The sequence below is a fragment of the Falsochrobactrum ovis genome, assembly GCF_003259955.1.
GTDB lineage: Bacteria > Pseudomonadota > Alphaproteobacteria > Rhizobiales > Rhizobiaceae > Brucella > Brucella ovis_A.
In genome coordinates, this window is record NZ_QLMK01000003.1 from 205,254 (window position 1) to 226,938 (window position 21,685).

Consider the following 21,685-nt stretch of genomic DNA (forward strand, 5'->3'; position numbering starts at 1 on the left):
CAATGCGAATATTGGTCGGCATTGCCTTCGATTGATTATATACATTTCCATATATGATTTGTGATTCCAATATGGAACGTCCATGCCATACCAAAGCCCAATTGCCCCCGGCCTTTCATGGTATGAGGCAAGTGTTATCGAACGCCCACAATATCCCGAGCTCAATGGAGCGCGGCAAACTGATGTCGTCATCATTGGCGGGGGATATACAGGACTATCTGCCGCTTATCATTTAGCAAAGAATGGCGTTGACGTAGTGCTGATTGAGGCTGCTCGTTTAGGTGACGGAGCATCAGGGCGCAATGGTGGGCAGTTGGGCACGGGCCAACGCACATGGGCAGAAGATCTCGAAAAACAATATGGTTTTGAGCGCGCAAAGGCTTTGTTCGAGATAGCTGAAGAGGCTAAAACTCACCTATTGGAATTCGCTAGCGCAAATAATATCGATATGGATTATACGCGCGGGCAGATTTCAGCCGCACATAAGCAGCGCTATCTTAAAAACTACCAAAACCATGCCGAACAAATGGCAACCCGCTTCGGATATTCGCATATCCGATATGTCGAGCGCGATGAGATGGCATCTTTGCTCGGCTCAGACCGTTATCATGGTGGGATCTATGACTCGGGAACCGGACATATTCATCCCCTCAAATTCTTAATCGGAGCCGCCAAAGCTGCGCAGAAAGCTGGCGCGCATCTTTTTGAAAACACCGCCGCTACCAGATTAAGAACCGCGCATGGCAGCGTTCAAGTTGAGACTTCGCGAGGCACGATAACAGCGAAGAATGCTTTTATTGCCGTTAATGCCTATGGAGGCCAGCTTGAACAATCAAGTGCCTCGCACATCATGCCGATCCGTTCCTTTATTGGCGCGACTGCCCCACTTGGTGACAACAACACCGTCCTTCCGGGTGGAGAATCTGTCGATGATTCACGCTTTGTGGTTCGCTATTTTCGCCGCTCAAAAGATGGGCGTCTGCTTTTTGGCGGACGTGAGGCCTATACAGCAGACAATCCGCGCGACATTAGTGACCATATACGCCGTCAGATTGGTGAGATTTATCCTGAGCTTAAGCAAGTAGAAATCACCCATGCTTGGGGCGGATCAGTGGGCATTACCATGCCGCGCCAGCCTTTTGTCAAAGAAGTTATGCCCGGCGTCATCAGCGCCGGTGGCTATTCGGGCCATGGCGTTATGCTTGCCAATTATATTGGTCGATTATACGCGGAAGCTTTGAGCGGAAATCGTGAAAAGCTTAAACTTTTCGAAGAATTGCGTATTCCGGCCTTTCCGGGAGGACAGGTTTTCCGCGGTCCATTATTGTTTCTGGCGCTCTCGTGGTTTGCGCTGATGGATCGCATTTAAGGGCGATGCACGACAGGAGCTTTGCAAGCGTTTCGGCTTCTGTGATCAGGTTTTTCGTTCGCGAAACGATTGAGGAAATTCAATGCCAGCTGGGCATTGTGTCATCGGCTAAGCAATAAACGACAAAACAATAAGCGGGCGTTACGCCCGCCTATTTCGTTTTATTAAATATCCAGCTCTTCAACAAATGCAGCACGATCTTGGATGAAACGGAAGCGTGCCTCCGGCTTTGTCCCCATCAGTTCATCCACGGTGTTGCGGGTCTCTTCGCTATATTCTTCGTCCACCTGAACGCGTAAAAGGGTTCGCTTTTTGGGGTCCATGGTCGTTTCCTTGAGCTGTTCAGCGCGCATTTCGCCAAGCCCCTTAAACCGACCTATTTCTATCTTTCCGCGCCCGGTAAATACAGTACGCAACAGCTCATCTTTGTGCGCATCGTCACGGGCATAAGCAACCTTGCCGCCTTGGCTCAACCTATAGAGCGGCGGAACAGCGAGATACAGATGGCCATTACGAATAAGATCCGGCATCTCCTGATAGAAAAATGTAATCAATAAGGAAGCGATATGAGCGCCGTCCACATCGGCGTCTGTCATGATGATAATACGATCATAACGCAGATCATCTTCGCGATAATTCTTGCGCGTACCCGCGCCAAGCGCCTGCACCAAATCAGCGATTTGCTGATTAGCGGTCAGTTTTTCGCGACCAGCACTAGCAACATTGAGGATTTTTCCGCGTAGCGGCAAGATCGCCTGATTAGCCCGATTACGCGCTTGTTTGGCGGAACCACCGGCGGAATCCCCTTCCACGATAAAGAGCTCGGCGCCTGCAGCAGCAGTTTGCGTACAATCTGCGAGTTTGCCCGGCAAGCGCAGTTTGCGCGTTGCACTCTTGCGAACCGTTTCCTTTTCTTGTCGGCGGCGTAAGCGTTCTTCAGCGCGGTTAATCACCCAATCCAACAAGCGCGAGGCTTCCTGCGGAGAAGCAGTCAGCCAATGATCAAACGGGTCGCGGATGGCATTTTCAACAATCCTCTGCGCCTCAACAGTCGCGAGCTTATCTTTCGTTTGTCCAACAAATTCCGGCTCTCGAATAAAGACCGACATCATGGCCGCAGCTGATATCATCACATCATCCGTGGTGATGATCGAAGCTCGTTTATTGTTGGTCAATTCCGCATAAGATTTTAACCCGCGGGTCAGTGCAACGCGCAAGCCCGCTTCATGAGTGCCGCCATCGCCCGTGGGAATGGTGTTACAATAGGAATGAACAAAACCGTCACCACCATACCAGGATACCGCCCATTCTACTGCACCGTGACCGCTTTTCTTTTCGGTTCTTCCTGCAAAAATTTCGCGAGTTACCTGATGTTCTTTTCCAAGGGACGCCTGAAGATAATCCTTTAGACCACCTGGAAAATGGAACACGGCCTTTTCTGGCGTTTCCTTCTTCGGATCAAGCAAAGACGGATCACAGCTCCATCGGATTTCAACGCCACCAAAAAGATAGGCTTTGGAACGCGCCATCCGGTAAAGCCTATGGGGATCAAAGCGCGCAACCTTGCCGAATATTTCCGGATCAGGATGAAAGCGCACCCGAGTGCCGCGGCGATTATGCACTTCGCCGACGTCTTCTAATCCACCCTGCGGAATTCCACGCGAAAAGCGCTGCCGATAAAGCCGACGATTGCGAGCGACTTCTACTTCCATGACATCCGACAGAGCGTTCACCACCGAAACGCCTACGCCATGGAGCCCGCCCGATGTTTCATAAGATTTGCTGTCAAATTTACCACCAGCGTGAAGCTTGGTCATGATCACTTCGAGCGTGGATTTCCCCGGCGTCTGCGGATGTTCATCAATAGGAATACCCCGACCATTATCCGAAACGGTCACAAACCCTTCCGCATCCAGACTCACCTCGATGAAATTCGCATGACCAGCCACCGCCTCGTCCATTGAGTTATCAATGACTTCAGCAAAAAGGTGATGCAGCGCTTTTTCGTCGGTACCGCCAATATACATGCCCGGACGCAGACGAACTGGCTCCAGCCCCTCAAGCACGCGGATAGATGACGCATTATAATCATCACCGTCCGATGGAGCGGCTGGAGATTTTGTGGGCCCCGCAGATTTCGGCTTGGTTGGCGTCGAATTCTGCGTGCCTGATCGCGCCGCTAAAGGTGCGTGCGGCTGCGGTGATACAGTTTCGTTTTCAACCGGCTGCGCAGTCGTCCGATTTTTCGCGTTATCGAGCACTCTTGAAAAAAGATCGTTGCTGTCGTCCATTTTTGTCCGAATAGCTTTCTATCTGAAGCCACGAAGGCCAGCCTGACATATGCCGCAAGCTGAAAATATGTAGGTGCGAATCAATCAAATGATGCCACGGGAATCCGCGCAATGCGACCGAAGTTCGCCATACGTTCTAATATTCGCGCTTTTATCAAAGGGTTTTGCACATAGCTTGCACGATTTGCACCGGAATGGAGGCAAAAGTCAAACTCGGTGGGGCTTTTTTGAATTCTCATTGGCACGCTGACATGAATTAGCCTACTCCTCTCTAATGTGTGAGGGGAATCAATGAAAGCACAATCGGTGGACCACTCGGCCGCGCAATCAGAAGCCGGCGGACATATACGCGGAATGATTATCATGGTGATGGGAGTACTCTTACTTCCATTCACTGATGCCATTGGAAAATGGATGTCAACGATGGACAATATTCCGCCGGCCACCGTTGCGTTTTTGAGATTTGCCGTTCAATGCGCCCTGACTTTTGTCATTTTATTGGCAATGGGTGGCATTTCTCAGTTTCGAACTTCGCATCTTACAGTAAATCTGGTTCGCGGGGCCCTGATTGGCTTCACCAGCCTGTGCTTTTTTATGGCGATCAAATATATGTCGCTTGCAGATGCCACGGCGATCTTCTTCGCCGAGCCTCTCATCCTCACAATAATGTCGGCCATTATTCTGAAAGAAAAAATTGGCTGGCGCAGATATTGTGCCGTCACAGTGGGACTGGTTGGAACATTAATTGTCATCCAACCGAGTTTTGAAGTTTTTGGTGCCATTTCTTTGCTGCCATTGCTCTGCGCTGTTAGCTTTGCCACCTATCTCATTCTCAACCGAAAATATGGAGTGCATGAAAAACCGCTTGTGATGCAGTTTTACGCAGGAATAGGTGGCGGTCTCACCACGGCTTTCGCCATGCTAATCGCGTCCCAAACCAGCGTTGAAGATTTTCATTTCAGCCTGACATTGACGCCGTCTATATGCCTGCTGATATTTCTGCTCGGTTCGGTTGCAACGGTGGGCCATCTGATGGTCGTGCAAGCATTCAAACTTGCACCCGCATCTATATTAGCGCCTTTTCAATATCTTGAAATCGTTACGGCAGTGATACTTGGACTGCTCCTATTTGGAGATTTCCCTACCCCGTCAAAATGGCTGGGTATCATGATCATTATCGGGTCGGGCATCTATGTGTTCATGCGAGAACGGAACATAAAGCTCGAGTCCTAACCCGAAAATAGAGATTAATGATCGCGTGGCCCGAAAACATTTTCAAAAGCACGCCCCAAAGCCACATCCACGTCATCCATCGTCACCGGAAGTCCAAGGTCGACTAGGCTGGTGACGCCATATTCGGAAATTCCACACGGGACGATTCCGTCAAAATTTTCCAGCTGAGGCTCGACATTGATCGCAATGCCGTGAAAACTCACCCACCGGCGCAGCCGGATTCCAATTGCTGCGATTTTGTCCTCGCAAATTTTGCCATTGGAGAGATTAGGCTTATCTGGTCGCGCCACCCAAACGCCCACACGGTCTTCGCGCCGCTCCCCCTTCACATTGAATTGCTCCAATGTTTCGATAATCCATTGTTCAAGCGCAGCCACAAAAGCGCGCACATCCTCCCGCCGACGCTTGAGATCAAGCATGACATAGGCAACACGCTGACCCGGCCCATGATAGGTGTACTCCCCGCCTCGCCCGGTTTGAAAGACCGGAAACCGATCTGGAGATAATAAATCCTCCACCCGTGCGCTGGTACCCGCTGTGTAAAGTGGCGGATGCTCCACCAACCACACGAGTTCTTTCGCCTTTCCTTCCCGAATGGCCTGCACACGCTCTTCCATAAAGTGCAATGCAGTTTCGTAATCGGTTAGTCCTTCGGAAACCTGCCACTCAACAGGCAAGCTATTTTGCACGGGCAAAAACTGCGTTTGGCGGGCTGTTTCATCGCGCGTGGGCTTCATCAGAGTGAATGGGATGTCAGTGTTCACGTTCGTCATGGATGCATCATATGGTGTTTTCTCTCTTTATCACCAGATGTCAAATTGCCCATAATCAAAATCGTCAGGAAAATTTTGAGAAATGCTTGGGTCTAAGAAACATATTTGCCAGCCACGCACGGCCAACGAGCTTGTCGGGCGACAGGCGTGCTATATATATTCAGCTAGCGTTCATCTTGCGAGCAATAAGATGCGACCAGAATTGGAGAAGTACATGAATTACACCTTTAAAAAGCTCCTAGTTGGCATGGTTGGTGCTACTGTTTTGTTCGGCTCCATGGCGCCGCTATCTGCCGCTCCGATCCTGCCCACAACCCAGATAATCGGGTCCGATAATATTATTGACGTTCGCGATCATCGACGTCACCGCAATAGAAATTGGCGTGGCCACCGTGCTGGCCCTCGACATTGGCGTGGCCATCGCGGTTACCGCCATTATCGGCGTGGCTATCGCCGCCATAGTGATGGTTGGTGGTATCCGCTAGCAGCGTTTGGTGCTGGCGCGGTTCTTGGCGGTGCTTTGGCTGCTCCGGCGCCTGCACCCCGAGTTTATCAATCACCCGGATATGGTTACAGCAACGCTCATGTGCAGTGGTGTTACGACCGGTATCGTTCTTATCGGGCTTCGGACAACACGTTCCAGCCCTATAACGGACCCCGTAGACAGTGCAACTCGCCTTATCGTTGATAGGCCTTGCCTGATAACAGCCGCCGCAAGGCGGCTGTTTTATTTGGGAAAACCACCGCCCACACTCATATTGATTCTATTGTCCACGCGATTAAAGACGATTTTTCTCCCTCTTTGCGCGTCTAACAGGCCATTGACGCCATTAAAACGACCGCCGAACAGCATTTTTTCACAAAACAATGTGTATTTTTGAATTTATATTGAAGAAAGAGCGATTTAGGGTGTTGACCAATCTGAATGTCGACCGTATGTTCCGCGCACTTCCTTGAGACAACCAGTCTCCCTTGGGAGCGCGTAGCTCAGCCGGTAGAGCAACTGACTTTTAATCAGTAGGTCCAGGGTTCGAATCCCTGCGCGCTCACCAATAAGTTCAAAGACTTAGCGGTAGTTGCATTTAACAACCGGTAGCTTGTAGTTTAGCATTAGTTTACAGAGTTTGTTCACTTTCCGGTCAATCACCGGCTCCCGTTTGCCTCTGTTTATAAGCAATCAAAAACGCAATAGAGCGGGCAGCGTGCTTTAGGTGCAATTAACCTGTTTCAGGATCATGCTGCTCTTTCCGCAACCATGCCGACATATGCCGCATGAGGGCTGCGAACACTTGCCTCAAACATGCCTTTTTCCCAATTGCGGTCGCCATATTTACCAGCGCCGAAGCCGAGAATATCAGCGGTGGCAAATAAGAACTTAGGCGGCAGAAGATCCATACGGACTTTGCCATCATCAAGCTGTTTACCTTCGCTCATAGGTTCACCTTTACGCTGGAAACCATGCGGCCAGTCGCATCATATATGCCCGAATAGGCCGAGCGGCCTGATCGATATTTACTAAATGAACGATAGGCGTCTTTTGCCACCGGCGAGCGCATTGAGGTGACAACGGCACACCTTCCTCAATAGCGCCTTCATGGTGAAGGTGGCTGGTATAAACACGCCTATGGGTGCTATCGGCCCGATCCTGCGGATTCGGCTGGCGCTTTAATCACCGGCCCACACCATAGCTTCAGCCAGAAGTGCCTAGTCATATTGCTTGGCATAGCCGGCGATCAGGTCGGCCTTATCCATGCCAGTCACAATGCGCTTGGCATTCTTAAAGTCAGACTTTTGCAGCGTGATATAGTCGAAGTGCTTTTTGCCGGTAAGCCAGCCTTTTCTTTACATGCCGACGATCAGAATGGGCGCAGCATATTCAGGCTCTAACAAAAGCTTGGGATTTGCTACCTAGATCCACTCCGAGCTTTCGGCTGACCTTCTCGTAATTCTCTTTCCACGTTGGTTGTGAATAGCCCATGCTTTCGGCCCACCAATCAAGAGGCGGGTATCGCCAAGATGCATATTCATGTTGGATTTCCTAATTTAGTGGGATACTTATAAGTGACTAACGATCAAATGATTTGCAATGACGCGGCCCCGGAAGCAAAACCGGGCGTGAAGGAGCGTCGCCACACCCAAAACGGTAGAAGATTTGAGAGCTCTAATTCTAACGAACCAACTCGCGGTATACGCAGGCTCGGAAATCGTTGCACTTGAAGTTGCGGAAACCTTTCTGGAGCTTGGATGCGACGTAGATTTGTTTGCTGGCTTCATCGGAGAACCAATTAAAAGCGACCTGAGTAGATTGTCCGTAAAATTTGGATTGGTCGATGACTGCCCCGACCCATTTTCCTACGACATAATCTGGTCACAGCATCATATTTTACCGTATCTTCTGTCAAAATATTATTCAGACGATAAGCCATGGCCATTTATTGCAAACATTTCTTTATCTCCGTTCGAACCGTATGAGCTTCCCGGCGCAATAGCTTCTGCACCTGGCATCACAATTGCCAACAGCTACGAGACACTTGAAAATCTCGTTTCGTTTGGGATAGCTCCTGAAAAGATAAAAATATTCCATAACGCCGCTCCAAACCGCTTTATATTTTCGCGTCAACACAGGATAGATATCGGCACAGTTGCGATAATCTCAAATCATACTCCTCAAGAAGTGTTGGACGCCGGAAAATTATTGGAGCGAACCGGCATTAAAGTCGAACATATCGGACTGCCGTCGGAACAAATTCGAATAACCCCGGAAGTCCTTTCTAGGTATGACGCAGTCATCACTATTGGCAAAACGGTGCAGTATTGCATTCTAAGCGAAACCCCCGTGTTCATCTATGACAAATGGGGCGGACCAGGCTGGCTGACAGAGAACAATCATCGCACTGCGGAAATGTTGAATTTTTCGGGTCGTTGCAGCCCGTCTAAAAAAACACCTGACGAGATTAGCAGCCAGTTAACCGACGGTTACAGTGAGGCGATAAACGCAATCCAAAAAATAAAGAAAGCGCATGGGCAAAAGTACGAATTACGGCCCTACCTTTCAAAGCTTATTAAAATGGCGACCCTCAATGGCCAAACGCGGAAAGTTGATCATCCCACTGCAAAGATCATTTGCCGAGAAGGCGTAGCAAGCGGGCAAACGCTGCAGTATTTCAGAACTAATCAAGAGGGAAGCCTATATATGGCAAAAGACTCTATCGAACTAAGTGAGAAAATTGGACAACTACATGACGCCATTTTAAATAATGAGCGAAAAATTCTTAAGAAAATCGATAGCTATAGCAATGAACAACTGCTTATTAAACAAATTGATCGCTTAAATGAGGAAATATTATCGCGTGATATAATTATTAATAAACTTCGCGAAGAGAGGCAAAAAGACAAGCAGAAATATAACGAGGAAATTAGACAACTCCTTGAGACATCCACTGAATTGGAAAAATATAATAATATCATTCTTAGCTCCCGCTCATGGAAGCTGACGCAACCGCTCCGCGCATTTCGCCGATCATTCCAGCGGTTGAGAAGTAACGATAAAACAAAAAATACAATTTCTTTATCAGCACTCTTGAACCCGACAAGGATGCGAAATGGTGCACGCTACCTAGCCCGCGGTGACATTAAAGGGCTGTTAGAGCGATTAAAATACTCCTTTCGTGAAAGGGCTACTATAAACTCTATCCAGAAAATCCAGAACAATAGCGAGGCTACGTGGGCAATCATGTCCACTCCTCATACTATTTTCATTGCCCAATCCATCGCAGACCATTTAAAAACGCGCGGCATTGATGCGTCAGTAATGACCTCTGCTCCTGCCAGCTTTAATCACGATATCTACATCGTTTTGTGCGCACAGATGTTCGACCGCCTGCCGCCAAATGAACGACGGATACTTTTCCAACTAGAGCAATCAGTTAGCTCCCGTTGGTTCAGCAAAAAATACATTTCCGATCTCGAAAACTCTTTAGCTATATTTGATTACTCTCTTACAAATATTGAATTCCTCCAAAACAAAGGAATTCGGTACCCTCATGTGCACTATATACCCATTGGCCTATCTTCATCAAATATAAGTGTGAACAACCCAGCAGAAAAAGAATACGATTTCCTGTTTTATGGTGATAGCAACAGTTCACCTCGGAGACGTCATTTCCTGTCAAAGCTGCAGGAAAAATTCAGCGTGGTAGTTTACAATAATCTGTTTGGCGAAGACATGCATAATGCTATTCGTAAAGCCAAAGTGGTTGTAAATATTCATTATTATGAAGGAGCCCTATTAGAGACACCGCGGATACAGGAATGCTTATCTTTAGGTACCCCTGTCCTTTCTGAGGGGGCGAAGGATCAATATGATTATCCTGAACTGAACGGTGCCGTCAGATTTTTTAACGAAAACTCTGTCGAAGATATGCTTTTACAGGCAGAAACGATACTTGCAGATATTGATAACTACGTTGAAAGCTTGTCGCATTCTGCTAAGCGCAGTACTGAAAGATTTGCCTTCATGCTGGATAGAGCGCTTGTTGCTCTTGGATTGCTTCCTGTCGAAAAGCTGCAGGAAAATCTTCCATACATACCCCATGACAGTAATACTATTGCACTTTCGCTTCCAGAAACGATTTCCAGAAGAAAAGCTTTGATGGAAAGTATGCCTCGTAGCGCAGTGATTTTTGATGGCGCACGATATAGTCCTGGTTGGATAGGGTGCGGATTAAGTTTTAAATTGCTAGCAATGTACGCGCTTGCGAAAAATTTTGATTATCTCACCGTTTTTGAAGATGACGCTTTGCTCCCGGACCAATACGAAAGTAAAATGTCCGAGATTATCGGTTATCTAACCACGCGCTCTGATAAATGGGATATTTTTTCGGGCCTGATGGCAGAAGTCCATCCCGACACGAAGATACTTTCAGTCGAGGTTCATGATGGCATCATGTATGCCACGGTAGATCGAATGGTAAGCTCCGTTTGCAATATATACAATAAATCTGCGCTGGGTTTATTATCAAAATGGGATCCTACCAACCATGATGTAGTAAAGAATGCCTTCGATAGATATTTGCAAAACTTACCCAATCTGCATGTAGTCGTTGCTATTCCTTTTATTGCGGGACATCGGGAGGAATTAAATTCAACCCTTTGGGGCTTCCAGAACGAACGATATGGGCCAATGATCGCCCAAGCGGAAAAGCAATTACAGGAATTGGCGGAGCAATGGCTAAAAAAGAACGAGCAATCTGTGCTAGTTAGCTAGGCCTTCCAAACTTCCCCGTAACAACATTGTTGTGCAACACATATTCCCCACCCCCGAAAATAAACTCTTTGCATCGCGGATTAGGATGCCCTTACTCGAGCAGAACCTCGGGGCGTTGAGCGCCATAAACCACTTTTATGGCGCTCAATCGTGCTGCCCTAAATATTATATTCGGCAACAAGAACGGCCAATTGCTTGGCCCGGCTCGTTTTCTTTTGTTTTTGAACATTGAACAGGCTAATTATTGCATCTGGCTCGAATCGACAGAGAACCATTGCAGAGAGGCTATGATCAAAATACATGGAATTGTGGAATCCGGCCTCGGTCGACATTCTGAACTAAAAATACCTGGAAGCGAGGTCTTATTTCCCGTTCCGCATGACTGGCCCGTGGAATTCTATCCAGGGTCGCTAAATGTCCGCTTGATCGACCCACCTGCGCCTTTTAACACCAGAAAAGGCGTCAAAGTTCTCGATAAAAACACCATTGCACCCGATGTTGTAATTGCCCGCGATCTTATCGGGAATAACTCATTAGTCCGAAAGCGGTTTAAACCTAGACGAGGATTGGGCCAAGCTTGGCGGTGTGTAATAAAAACAAGAAAAAACGAAGCCAATGCTTGGATATTTCGCCGTGTTGGCTCGCATATGCACGAACATTTGGAAATTATCGCAAGCGAAAAACTCAGGCCAAGACTAGGTCTTGCTGACGGTGATCAGATAGAAGTGTATATTAGTGCAACCCAGAGCCGGAAATGAGGCTAGCCTCACACGGAAACTCGAAACGGCGATGGAAATCTGCGAAGTGTGGCGCAAAATAGGCCCATAATCAGCGAGGTTGATTGGATCCCGAGTTGTTAATTCCGTTCACTGCCCCTGCTCCTGTTCTGAGCCAGTGTTTTCCGGCGTCACCCCATAATAATACGGGCTAGCCACGACAAACATCAACACCACAGCAATGGCTAATATGAAAAACAGCAACGATTTTCGCATTTAATTCTCCTGTAGAAAGAAACGAAAAAGCGTTGGTGGTGGTTCCGGTTTGATAAGGGACGCCTGTTTTATCAGGCGCCCACTATTATTAGCGAAACCGAGAACAATTTTAGCGAGAACCAGGGAAAAGTAGATCAATGAACTTTGCCGCCGTCGTCTGAGGCTCGTGATTGGCGAGACCGGGGCGCTCATTGGCTTCCACAAAAATATATTCCGGTTTTTCTGGGTCTTTAACCATGAAATCAATGCCGGTTACGGGAATTCCAATCGCCTTGGCCGCAGTGCAAGCCGCCTTTACCAGATGGGGGTGCACATTGGTTGTCACGTCATGGATCGTTCCGCCAGCGTGCAAATTCGCCGCCTTACGCACGGTAACTTCGCGAAGATCTTCCAGCACCGTCTCAAGTGACAAGCCCTGCTCTTCCAGACAACGCTTGGTTTCAGCATCTACCGGGATTCGACTTTCGCCGCCGGTTGCTGCTAACCGTCGGCGGGATTGAACATCAATCAGCTTACGAATGGTTGATTTGCCATCCCCTATAACTTTTGGCGGACGCCGCACCGCAGCCGCAACCAACTGATAATCAATGATCACCAGGCGCAAATCCTCGCCCTCAAAACAGGCCTCAATCAAAACCCTGTCACATACGCTGCGTGCGATCTTAATGGCCGCGTGTAAATCCTTGATGGTTGAAACCCCGACAGAGATACCCTGGCCCTGTTCGCCGCGAGCGGGCTTTACGACCACCTTGCCGTGCTTGTTGAGAAATTCCTGCAATGCAGTTTCTCCCGCCTCTGCGGGTATTTGATCTGGCACGGTCAAACCGGCCTGGCTGACAATGCGCCTTGTCACGGCTTTGTCGTCGCAAATCGACATAGCAACGCCGGATGTCATTTCCGAAAGGCTCTCGCGACAGTGAACGGTACGTCCACCGTTAGAAAGGCGAAAAAATCCACCTTCCGCGTCGGTCACTTCCACTTGTATGCCACGACGCACCGCTTCATCGACAATGATGCGCGCATAGGGATTGAGCGCCTCAAAACAATCAAGTTGCGAAGCGAAGAATTTCTCATTGATAGCGTTTTTGCGTTTTACAGCAAAAAGCGGCACGCGGCGGAAGTTCAGTTTTTCATACAGACGAATTGCATGTTCGTTGTCATGCAGAACCGAAAGATCAATATGACTTAATCCACGCGCTTGAAAATGCTCGGCCAGTTTGCGCACCAGCTTTTCCCCAATACCGGGCTGACGCGCTTGCGGATGAACGGCAAGGCACCAAAGCGACGCGCCCCCATCGGGATCATCAAAAAGCTGATGATGATCAATCCCGGTTACAGTGCCCACAATTTCGCCGGTAATATCATCCTGCGCGACAAAATAAGTCACGGCACGACTATTGCGTTCGGATGAGAAAAAATCCGGACGAAGCTGCACCATTCCACATGCCGCATAAACGGCGTTAATTCCTTCCACGTCCAATTCGGACACGGCCCGCCGGATAGTAATGCCACGGGTGCGCCGTCCGCCGGGCCGGTAGGTCGCAAGCTCCAAACGATAAGTATGGGACGGATCAAGAAATACTTCTTGCGGCGCCAGCGATAGAAGAACATGCGGATCGCTGACATAGAAAACAATGTCCCGATTGGCGGGTGCTTCAGCGCGCAGAGCCTCGATAATTGCTTCATTTGTGTCAAACGTTTGCGCAAATAAAAGCCGGCCCCATCCACAATCAATGACTACGTCGCGTTTACGATCTTCTGCGCCCGGCTTGTCAATCCCGCCTGTATGCTCCTGATAAAAGCCCGCGCTTTCTGGTGTGCGCAAGCGTGTCAGCCGGTGCGAAAAAGCCTTGCGGAGCTTCGCCTTCTGCCGGATCATATCCACATCGTCAATTTTGCGCATTTTAAGCCTCTTGGGTCTGAAGCCACATTTCAAGCACTCCAGCTTGCCATAATTCGGAACCACGCAAAGGCGTAAGGTGATCAGAAGGATTCGCAAATAGTCGCTCTAAATATTCGCGTTGAAACAGCCCCCGCTCTCGCGCCTTTTGCGACGAAAGAGCATCCTTGATCATCTCAAGATAAGGACCCGCGATATATTTGAGCTGAGGGACCGGAAAATATCCCTTTTTTCGGTCAATAACTTCGCTTGGAATAATCTTTCGGGCTACATCTTTGAGAATACCCTTGCCGCCATCCCTTAATTTTTCTTCCGGGGGCATACGGGCTGCAAGCTCTACCAATTCATGATCTAAAAACGGGACTCGTGCTTCAAGCCCCCAAGCCATCGTCATATTGTCTACGCGTTTGACTGGATCGTCGACCAACATCACATTTGTATCGAGACGCAATGCGCGATCCACCGGTGTATCCGCACCCTCTTCCAGTAAATAGTGCTCTAGCAATTCCAGACTATAGTCACGCTCGGGCATCCATTCGGGTGCAAGCTGTGTTGCAAGTGTTGCATGGGTACGATCGCAAAACGCTCTAGCGTAATCAGCAACCACATCATTGGAATCGACTAGTGGTGGATACCAGTGGTAGCCAGCAAAAACCTCGTCGGCCCCCTGCCCGGATTGGACAACTTTAATATGTTTGGAGACCTCCTTAGAGAGGAGATAAAAACCCACATTATCGTAGGAAACCATCGGCTCTGACATCGCTGCAATCGTTCCTGGCAAAGCATCCATCAGTTCGGCAGACGGAACAAAAATCTGGTGGTGCTCGGTTCCATAATGTTTGGCGATCAGATCAGAATAGATAAATTCATCGCCTTTCTCGCCATTGGCTGCTTCAAAGCCAACCGAGAAACTCATAAGATCGCTTTGGCCGGCCTCTGCCAGCAACCCAACAATAAGGCTTGAATCCACTCCGCCTGACAGAAGAACCCCGACCGGGACATCGGAAATTGTCCGACGTTTTATCGCGAGCCGCAGCAGGTCGAGCAGCTCTTCTTGCCAGTCTTCACGGCTACGGATGCTATCGCCCGGCAATCGGCGGTAAGTTGCTTTCCAATATACGCGGTCCCGGAACTCTCCATTGCGCTCATAAATACGGATTGTAGCGGGCGGCAGCTTACGCACGCCATTATAAATCGTGCGCGGCGGCGGCACGACGGCGTGAAAGCTCATATAATTATGTAAGGCCGCACGATCAATTGATGTGTCAACACCACCAGCCTTGACTAAGGCAGGTAACGAAGAGGCAAAACGCAAAGCGCCACCAAGCTGAGCAAGATAGAGCGGTTTAACCCCAAAACGGTCACGCGCAAAGATTGTTCGACCGCTATCGCGTTCATGTATTGCGAAGGCGAACATACCTAAAAACCGCGTGACACATTCTTCACCCCAAGCGTGCCAGGCCTTTATGATGACTTCGGTGTCACCATCAGAAAAAAACTTATAACCCTTTTGTTCAAGCTCGCCGCGTAATTCGCGGAAATTATAAATACAACCGTTGAATACCAAAGTCAGACCGAGGTCCGCATCAATCATTGGCTGTTGGGATTTTTCAGAGAGATCGAGAATTCTTAATCGTCGGTGGGCAAAACCAACATTGCCTCTAGCTACAATCCCCGACGCATCCGGGCCGCGAGGACTGAGTATATCTGCCATTTTCGAGATAGCCGCAACCGAAAGCGCAACGCCGTCAAATCTGATTTCTCCGCAAATACCACACATAAAAAGGGTCAAAACCTCCGTTGTTTTTCCAATATAAAACAAGGCCGTCGCATGGGTTATGACGACGGCCTACAGGGGACTAATGCGAAGGCGCTTGGATGGTTCCAATATTTGCAAATTTTTTTTCAATCAAACCAATATCGCACGCTTTCGATATCATGTAATTTTCTGCGCTAATCATATGTTCCAGCGCAATCCGGCGCGCATCTTCGCGGCGATCTTCAACAAGCGCTGCCAGAAGCTTATGTTGGAAAACCAGCCCCTCCACGCGAGAAGCTGGAGAAGGATCAGCATAAATGGCACAGGCTGTCGGATGTTTGCGCAACAAATCGTGGGTTAATCCACACAATAGCCCCAGCAAGCGATTGGGACAGAGGCGCGCCAAAATCGCATGAAAATCGAGTTCAGCGATCCGCTGTCGATATTGGTCATCAAGATCTATCGCCGGACGATCATAAATTCGCATCGTGTTTTCCAGCCGCATTATGTCTTCCGGACTTAACCGACCAGCCAGCAATGACGCGACTTCTGGTTCCAAGAGTTTGCGAAGCGTGTAGATTTCCTCAAGACTGGGCGGATCAAAAAGAAAATAACTGCCAAGCATTTCCACGACATGCTGGCTAGAAGGTTCCGAAACGAAAGCTCCGCCTCCCGGGCCGCTTCGGGTGGCAATCAATCCTTGCGTTTCCAACGCCTTCATTGCTTCGCGCACTGTTCCTTTGGCCGCTTTGAACTCATCAATTAGCTGTTTTTCCTGAGGCAATCGGTCTCCGGGTTTCAGCTCATCCGTTTGGATGAGATCTTTGATACGGTCGGCAATCTCGTCAGACCGCCGCCTCGACCTGACTGGTTTGTCATTGGGTCGGATATTGTGATCGGATTTCCGATCAGTGATGGTCATGTTCTGCTACTTTCTGTTAATGCGCGGCGCGCTTGCTACAAGCTGCTGCGTATAGACGTGATTAGGCCGGGCAAAAAGATCACTTGCCCTCGCCTCTTCCACGATTTCGCCAAAATACATTACAGCGACACGGTCAGAAATAGCTTCAACTACTGCCAAATCATGGCTGATAAACAGATAGGACAGGCCAAATTGCTTTTTCAGTTCTTGCAAAAGCAAAAGCACTTGAGCCTGAACGGATACATCCAGCGCGCTGACCGGCTCGTCAAGAATGAGTATCTGTGCCTGTGCGGCCAGTGTGCGCGCAATGGCAATACGTTGTGCCTGTCCGCCGGAAAATTCATGCGGGTAACGTTCTAACGTATCTTTTGGCATCTGTACGGCATCAAGCAGTTCCAACATGCGTTTTTGACGTGCAGCACTATCCAGCTCGGTCAAAAGCCTAAGCGGCGTATTCAATATTTCGCCGATAGTCTTTCTGGGATTGAGCGACGCGACAGGGTCCTGAAACACATATTGAATGATTTTCCCAAATGCCTTTGCGCCAAAGCTGCGCAACGCGGCCGCATCATGGCCTGCGATTGTCATACTGCCGCTGGTGGGTTCAATGAGACCCACCAACATTTTGGCAAGCGTGCTTTTCCCCGATCCACTTTCGCCCACAATGGCCAAAGTTTCGCCCTTTTGAAGATCAAACGAAACATTCTTAACCGCTTCGATTTTATGACGCTCGCGACCGAAAAGCGTCTTTCCGCCGCCGAAGTTTTTGGTCAGATTCCGGACGCTGATCGCAAGTTCGCTCATCCTGCTGCCCTTGTGTTATCGCCTTCAAAAAGCAACGCGACCCGGTTGAGGAAACCTTTGCCCTGCCCCAGTTCCGGCACGCAGGCGATGAGACGTTTTGTGTAGCTGTGTTGGGGGGTTAAGAGCACCTCGGAGGTCGTGCCAGTTTCGACAATTTCGCCATCTTTCATCACCGCAACGCGGTCGCAAATTTCGGAAACCACGCCGAAATCATGCGTGATGAATAGCAGTGCCATGCCACGCTCTCGCTGCAAATCGCGCAATAATTTGAGAATGAGCGCCTGTACCGTAACATCCAGTGCCGTTGTAGGTTCATCAGCAATGATAATATCCGGATCATTAGCCAGCGCCATTGCAATTCCGACACGCTGACGCTGGCCGCCGGAAAGCTGATGCGGATAATGGTTCGCACGCATATGCGCATCTGGTATTCCAACTTTTTCTAACAGCGCAATCGCCTGCTTGCGTCTTTCGCTGCTACTCATCCGCCGATGTGCCGAAATCGCTTCCTCCACCTGCTTGCCGATGGAATACATCGGGTGCAGCGTTGTCAGCGGGTCCTGAAAGACATAAGCAACCCGCGCTCCGCGCGCTGCCGTTAATTCAGTTTCAGACATTGAAAGCACATCTCGATCGCCCAGATAGATTGCGCCATTGCGGATGAGCCCCGGCGGCGATGCAACAAGTCCCATAATTGATAAGGCGGTCACACTCTTGCCTGATCCGCTTTCGCCGATAAGACCGAGACATTCGCCGCGCTGAAGCTGCAAAGAGATGTTGCGAACCGCCGGAGAAAACTGACCGCCATTGAGAAAGCCCGTTTCCAATCCCATGATTGAAAGTGCTTGGCCCGTATCTTCCAACGGCGGGGCCGTCCGATTTTTGGCAATTGCGGTCATGGCTCCTGGCCGCGCAAGTTCGCCTGAACGCAATCTCGGATCGAGAACATCTCGCACCCCATCGCCTAAAAGATTGAGGCTAATCACCAGCAGGAAAATCATCAGCCCTGGCACGATGGAAACGTGAGGTGCATTAAACAATTGAGCCCGGCCTTCGCCTAACATTGAGCCAAGATCAGCTTGAGGAGGCTGAGCACCAAGCCCCAAAAAGCTTAAACCCGCAGTTTCAAGGATCATCCAGCCTGCTGTCGTTGACATGGTGATAACGATCACCGGCAGGACATTGGGGAGAACTTCTGTCAGCAAGATTGAAAGCGGGCTTTTACCAGAAAGCCGGGCCGCATCGATAAATTCACGTTGCACCAGCCCCAATGTCACGCCACGCACATTACGAGCAAAAAACGGGATATTGACCACGGCAATCGCATAAAGCGCGTTCATCAGCCCCGGTCCCAACACGGCCACAATTGCGAGCGCTAGCAATATATAAGGAAATGCCATCAGCATATCGATGCCGCGCATCATTAAATTGTCAGCGCGACCGCCAACATAGCCCGCGACAAGACCAATAGCGGAACCGACAATCGCTGCAATTAAAGTTGCTGCAAAACCAACCGCGATCGAAACCCGCGTGCCCCAGATGACGCGACTTAATATGTCGCGCCCCAATTGGTCGGTCCCCAAAAGATGACCCTCACTCAATGCAGGCATCAAGCGATTTGCTGGATTGGTCGCATCTGGATTAGGCAACGGAAATACCGGTGCCAACACAACGACGACGCAGATCAATGCGAGCAAAAACAAACCGAATGCTGCAAGCCGATTACCCATCAGCAAGCGCCAAGAGGATATGGGGGCTGGTCTTGAAGGCGCAGAAATTTCGGCGAGCGCAGTCATGAGCGTATCCTCGGATCAACCACGGTTTGCAACACGTCAGCGAGAAGGTTGAACAAGACATAGCTTGCCGCAACCACCAGAACCCCACCTTGAACCAGTAAAATATCGCGCGTGGAAATTGCCTTGACGAGCATGGCGCCAATGCCCGGCCACTGAAATACGGTTTCTATGTAAACAGCGCCGCCAAGCACGAAGCCTGCCTGAATCCCAATCACAGGAATGACACTCACCAATGCGGCACGAAAGGCGTGGGCATAGATCACCCGTCTTTCATTAAACCCTTTGGCACGGGCGGTTCTGATATAATCCTGTCGCAAAACTTCGAGCATTGCACTACGTGTTAACCGAGCAATCACCCCGGCTGCCACGACTGCCAGCGTTGCTGCAGGTAAGATCAAGTGCAAAAGCAGATCTTTGAGATCGCCGCCGCCATAGACCGCATACATGCCGGATGCAGGCAAAACGCGCCAATGCACAGCAAAGAGATAGATCAGCAAAAGCCCGAGCCAGAAGGAGGGAATGGAAATGCCTGCGAGCACCACAAATGTGATCGCCCTATCAGCCCAGCCGAACTGCCGCACAGCAGAAATGATCCCCGCAAATAGCCCCAAAACTGAGCAAAGTACGAGCGCCGCGCCTGCAAGTATGAGTGTTGCCTGAAAACGCTCCAGCACTTCATCAAGAACGGGACGGTTAAGCACAAAGGACCGCCCGAAATCCCCCTGTAAGAGATTGCCCATCCAGATAAAATATTGCTGCAAGAGCGGCTTATCCAAGCCGAGGTCTCGGTTAAGACGCTCGACATTTTCCGGCGTGGCATAGGATCCGAGCAAAGCGGTCGCGGTATCGCCGGGGATCATTGCCATGACAAGAAAAACGATAATCGAAAGTCCCAGCAAAACTGGAATAACCGCGATTAGCCGCTTGAGGATATAAGCTGGCATTAGAGCCATCCCTGCTTACTCCTTGATGACATTCTTCAGATGCAGCAGGAATGACGGCTGCAGCTTGAACTCCTTGACGAGCGCGGTTGTGACAGCATTTTGCTTCCAATTGGCTACAAACAGCCAAGGCGCATCCTCATGAACGATGCTTTGCACCTCACCATAGAGCTTGCCCCGTTCGGTTTGATCGGTAGATTGGCGCGCCTGTTCAAGCAATTCATCCACTTTGGGATTGGAATAATAGCCTGAATTAAACCCGCCATTTTCCGGCATGGCTCCGGTACGCAATGTCAAATAAGGCACTGTGTCCGGATCATTGGTCATCCAAGCCATTTCGGCCATATCGGCCTTGCCTTCGAGACCCGGATTGACGCGGCCAAGGAAGGTATTCCATTCATAAGTTTCAATTTTTACGTTAAAACCCACAGCCTGAAGATCGGCTTGAATGGCAGCTCCCATAGTGATCGGATCGAGCATTCCGGACCCACCTTCGGTTACGTAAAACGTAATTTCCGGATTGGTCACACCTGCTTCTGCCAAAAGCGCTTTCGCTTTCTCCGGGTCATAGGGATAGGGTTCCGTGGTGGTTTCAACCCAATTGAATGCGGGAGGTATCGGGCCTGCGGCGATAGTTGCCGAACCTTGCAGAACATTATCAACCAAAACCTGCTTATTAACCGCATAATTGGCAGCTTGCCGCACCTTTTTATCAGCAAAAGGCCCGCTCTTTGCATTGAGAATAGCGAACCAGACATGCGGCCCCGCCTGTTCTGTCACGACAAAATTCGCATCATCTCTAAAGGTTGCGAGATTGTCTGCGGGCACTTCCACCATCACATCAAGACCGCCCGCCATCATCTCGGCCACGCGCGTATTTGCATCGGTAATCGGTCGAAATACCACGGCTTCAAGTGCCGGTGCGCCGTCCCAATAATCCGGATTACGCTCGACAACAACGCGCTGTCCTGACTGCCATTCCACAAATTTAAATGGCCCCGTTCCCGCAGGACTGCGACCATATTCTTTGCCAGAATTTTCAACCGCAGCTGGCGACACGATCAAACCGGTCGGATAGGCGAGATTAGAAAGAAAAGGAGCAAAAGCTTCTTTGAGTTTGAATTCTACCGTGTCGCTGTCAAGCGCATTGACCGCCTCAATGGTCGAGAAATTGAAGGAAAGTGGAAATGGACCCGTATTATAAAAGGGGTGATCCTCACGAAGCATGCGGTCGAAATTAAATTTAACCGCTTCTGCGTCGAATGCAGAACCATCATGGAAAGTGACGTCTTTACGCAGCTTGAATGTGTAAGTCTTGCCGTCATCAGAGACGGTCCAACTTTCGGCAAGCGCCGGTTCAACTTCCAGCGTTCCATCCTTATAGCGCACCAACCCGTCATAAATATTCACAAGAATACGAAAATCATTGGTGGCAGTCACCGTGTGCGGATCAAGCGATTGTGGCTCCGCAATTTGGCCGACAATCAACACATTGGGTGGCGTCTGGGCAATAGCCGAGCTGCCGGCTCCGGCGATTGTTAGGGCAAAAGCGGCTATGACCGTCCTAAATAGCCTATTCATTAAGTTCCCCTTTATTTTATTTGTCTGACTTTAATTTATAGGCATAAATTGGATATCA

Annotated in this window: 17 protein-coding genes and 1 tRNA gene; 7 read left to right on the top strand and 11 right to left on the bottom strand. The window is 49.6% G+C overall.

All coding sequences use genetic code 11. The features are described from left to right. The first annotated feature begins 82 nt into the window (after window positions 1–82). Complete coding sequence (locus C7374_RS06535; RefSeq protein ID WP_111574804.1) at window positions 83–1,369, top strand: NAD(P)/FAD-dependent oxidoreductase; 1,287 nt, start codon at window positions 83–85, stop codon at window positions 1,367–1,369. Window positions 1,370–1,533: 164 nt separating this feature from the next. Here the strand turns inward: C7374_RS06535 and parE are convergent, their stop codons facing one another. Beyond that, window positions 1,534–3,660: a DNA topoisomerase IV subunit B gene (parE, locus tag C7374_RS06540; protein WP_111574805.1), complete on the bottom strand. Its 2,127-nt coding sequence runs from the start codon at window positions 3,658–3,660 to the stop codon at window positions 1,534–1,536. Window positions 3,661–3,951: 291 nt separating this feature from the next. Here parE and C7374_RS06545 point away from each other — a divergent pair, with 291 nt between their 5' ends. Further along, window positions 3,952–4,893: a DMT family transporter gene (locus C7374_RS06545; protein ID WP_111574806.1), complete on the top strand. Its 942-nt coding sequence runs from the start codon at window positions 3,952–3,954 to the stop codon at window positions 4,891–4,893. Between the two features lie 14 nt (window positions 4,894–4,907). On the opposite strand, the gene lipB is transcribed toward C7374_RS06545, so the two are convergent. After that, the gene (lipB, locus tag C7374_RS06550; protein ID WP_111574807.1) at window positions 4,908–5,630 is read right to left on the bottom strand and encodes a lipoyl(octanoyl) transferase LipB; all 723 of its coding nucleotides are present in this window, start codon (window positions 5,628–5,630) and stop codon (window positions 4,908–4,910) included. A gap of 250 nt (window positions 5,631–5,880) precedes the next feature. Here lipB and C7374_RS06555 point away from each other — a divergent pair, with 250 nt between their 5' ends. Continuing rightward, window positions 5,881–6,354 (top strand): BA14K family protein, encoded by a 474-nt coding sequence (locus C7374_RS06555; RefSeq protein ID WP_111574808.1) that lies wholly within the window; start codon window positions 5,881–5,883, stop codon window positions 6,352–6,354. Between the two features lie 288 nt (window positions 6,355–6,642). Further along, window positions 6,643–6,718 (top strand) — tRNA-Lys (locus C7374_RS06560). A 181-nt stretch (window positions 6,719–6,899) separates the two neighbouring features. Here C7374_RS06560 and C7374_RS06565 read toward each other — a convergent pair. Then, window positions 6,900–7,100 carry a dATP/dGTP diphosphohydrolase domain-containing protein gene (locus C7374_RS06565; RefSeq protein ID WP_111574809.1) on the bottom strand — a complete coding sequence of 67 codons (201 nt, stop codon included), beginning with the start codon at window positions 7,098–7,100 and terminating at the stop codon, window positions 6,900–6,902. A 279-nt stretch (window positions 7,101–7,379) separates the two neighbouring features. Here C7374_RS06565 and C7374_RS15910 point away from each other — a divergent pair, with 279 nt between their 5' ends. From C7374_RS15910 to C7374_RS06575, 3 genes are all read left to right on the top strand, one after another. Next, window positions 7,380–7,553, top strand: a complete 174-nt coding sequence (locus C7374_RS15910) for a hypothetical protein (RefSeq protein ID WP_158527810.1) — start codon at window positions 7,380–7,382, stop codon at window positions 7,551–7,553. A gap of 265 nt (window positions 7,554–7,818) precedes the next feature. Next, entirely contained in the window at window positions 7,819–10,932 is a 3,114-nt protein-coding gene (locus C7374_RS16365; protein ID WP_245412594.1) for a hypothetical protein, read from the top strand. 137 nt (window positions 10,933–11,069) lie between these two features. After that, entirely contained in the window at window positions 11,070–11,690 is a 621-nt protein-coding gene (locus tag C7374_RS06575; RefSeq protein WP_111574810.1) for a DUF120 domain-containing protein, read from the top strand. 108 nt (window positions 11,691–11,798) lie between these two features. On the opposite strand, the gene C7374_RS16485 is transcribed toward C7374_RS06575, so the two are convergent. The 8 genes from C7374_RS16485 to C7374_RS06610 all read right to left on the bottom strand — a co-directional run bounded on the left by C7374_RS16485 (window position 11,799) and on the right by C7374_RS06610 (window position 21,627). Continuing rightward, window positions 11,799–11,924 (bottom strand): hypothetical protein, encoded by a 126-nt coding sequence (locus C7374_RS16485; RefSeq protein ID WP_280969299.1) that lies wholly within the window; start codon window positions 11,922–11,924, stop codon window positions 11,799–11,801. Between the two features lie 109 nt (window positions 11,925–12,033). Beyond that, entirely contained in the window at window positions 12,034–13,827 is a 1,794-nt protein-coding gene (ngg, locus tag C7374_RS06580) for an N-acetylglutaminylglutamine synthetase (protein WP_111574811.1), read from the bottom strand. 1 nt (window position 13,828) lies between these two features. Further along, complete coding sequence (locus C7374_RS06585) at window positions 13,829–15,604, bottom strand: N-acetylglutaminylglutamine amidotransferase (RefSeq protein WP_111574812.1); 1,776 nt, start codon at window positions 15,602–15,604, stop codon at window positions 13,829–13,831. A 79-nt stretch (window positions 15,605–15,683) separates the two neighbouring features. Further along, entirely contained in the window at window positions 15,684–16,505 is an 822-nt protein-coding gene (locus C7374_RS06590) for a FadR/GntR family transcriptional regulator (RefSeq protein WP_111574813.1), read from the bottom strand. A 6-nt stretch (window positions 16,506–16,511) separates the two neighbouring features. Then, entirely contained in the window at window positions 16,512–17,309 is a 798-nt protein-coding gene (locus tag C7374_RS06595; RefSeq protein ID WP_111574814.1) for an ATP-binding cassette domain-containing protein, read from the bottom strand. Beyond that, a complete protein-coding gene (locus tag C7374_RS06600; RefSeq protein ID WP_111574815.1) occupies window positions 17,306–19,105 on the bottom strand; it encodes a dipeptide/oligopeptide/nickel ABC transporter permease/ATP-binding protein in 1,800 nt (599 codons plus the stop codon). The genes C7374_RS06595 and C7374_RS06600 overlap by 4 nt, the downstream gene beginning before the upstream one ends. After that, the gene (locus C7374_RS06605) at window positions 19,102–20,049 is read right to left on the bottom strand and encodes an ABC transporter permease (RefSeq protein ID WP_111574960.1); all 948 of its coding nucleotides are present in this window, start codon (window positions 20,047–20,049) and stop codon (window positions 19,102–19,104) included. The genes C7374_RS06600 and C7374_RS06605 overlap by 4 nt, the downstream gene beginning before the upstream one ends. A 15-nt stretch (window positions 20,050–20,064) precedes the next feature. After that, entirely contained in the window at window positions 20,065–21,627 is a 1,563-nt protein-coding gene (locus C7374_RS06610; RefSeq protein ID WP_111574816.1) for an ABC transporter substrate-binding protein, read from the bottom strand. Window positions 21,628–21,685 lie beyond the last annotated feature (58 nt).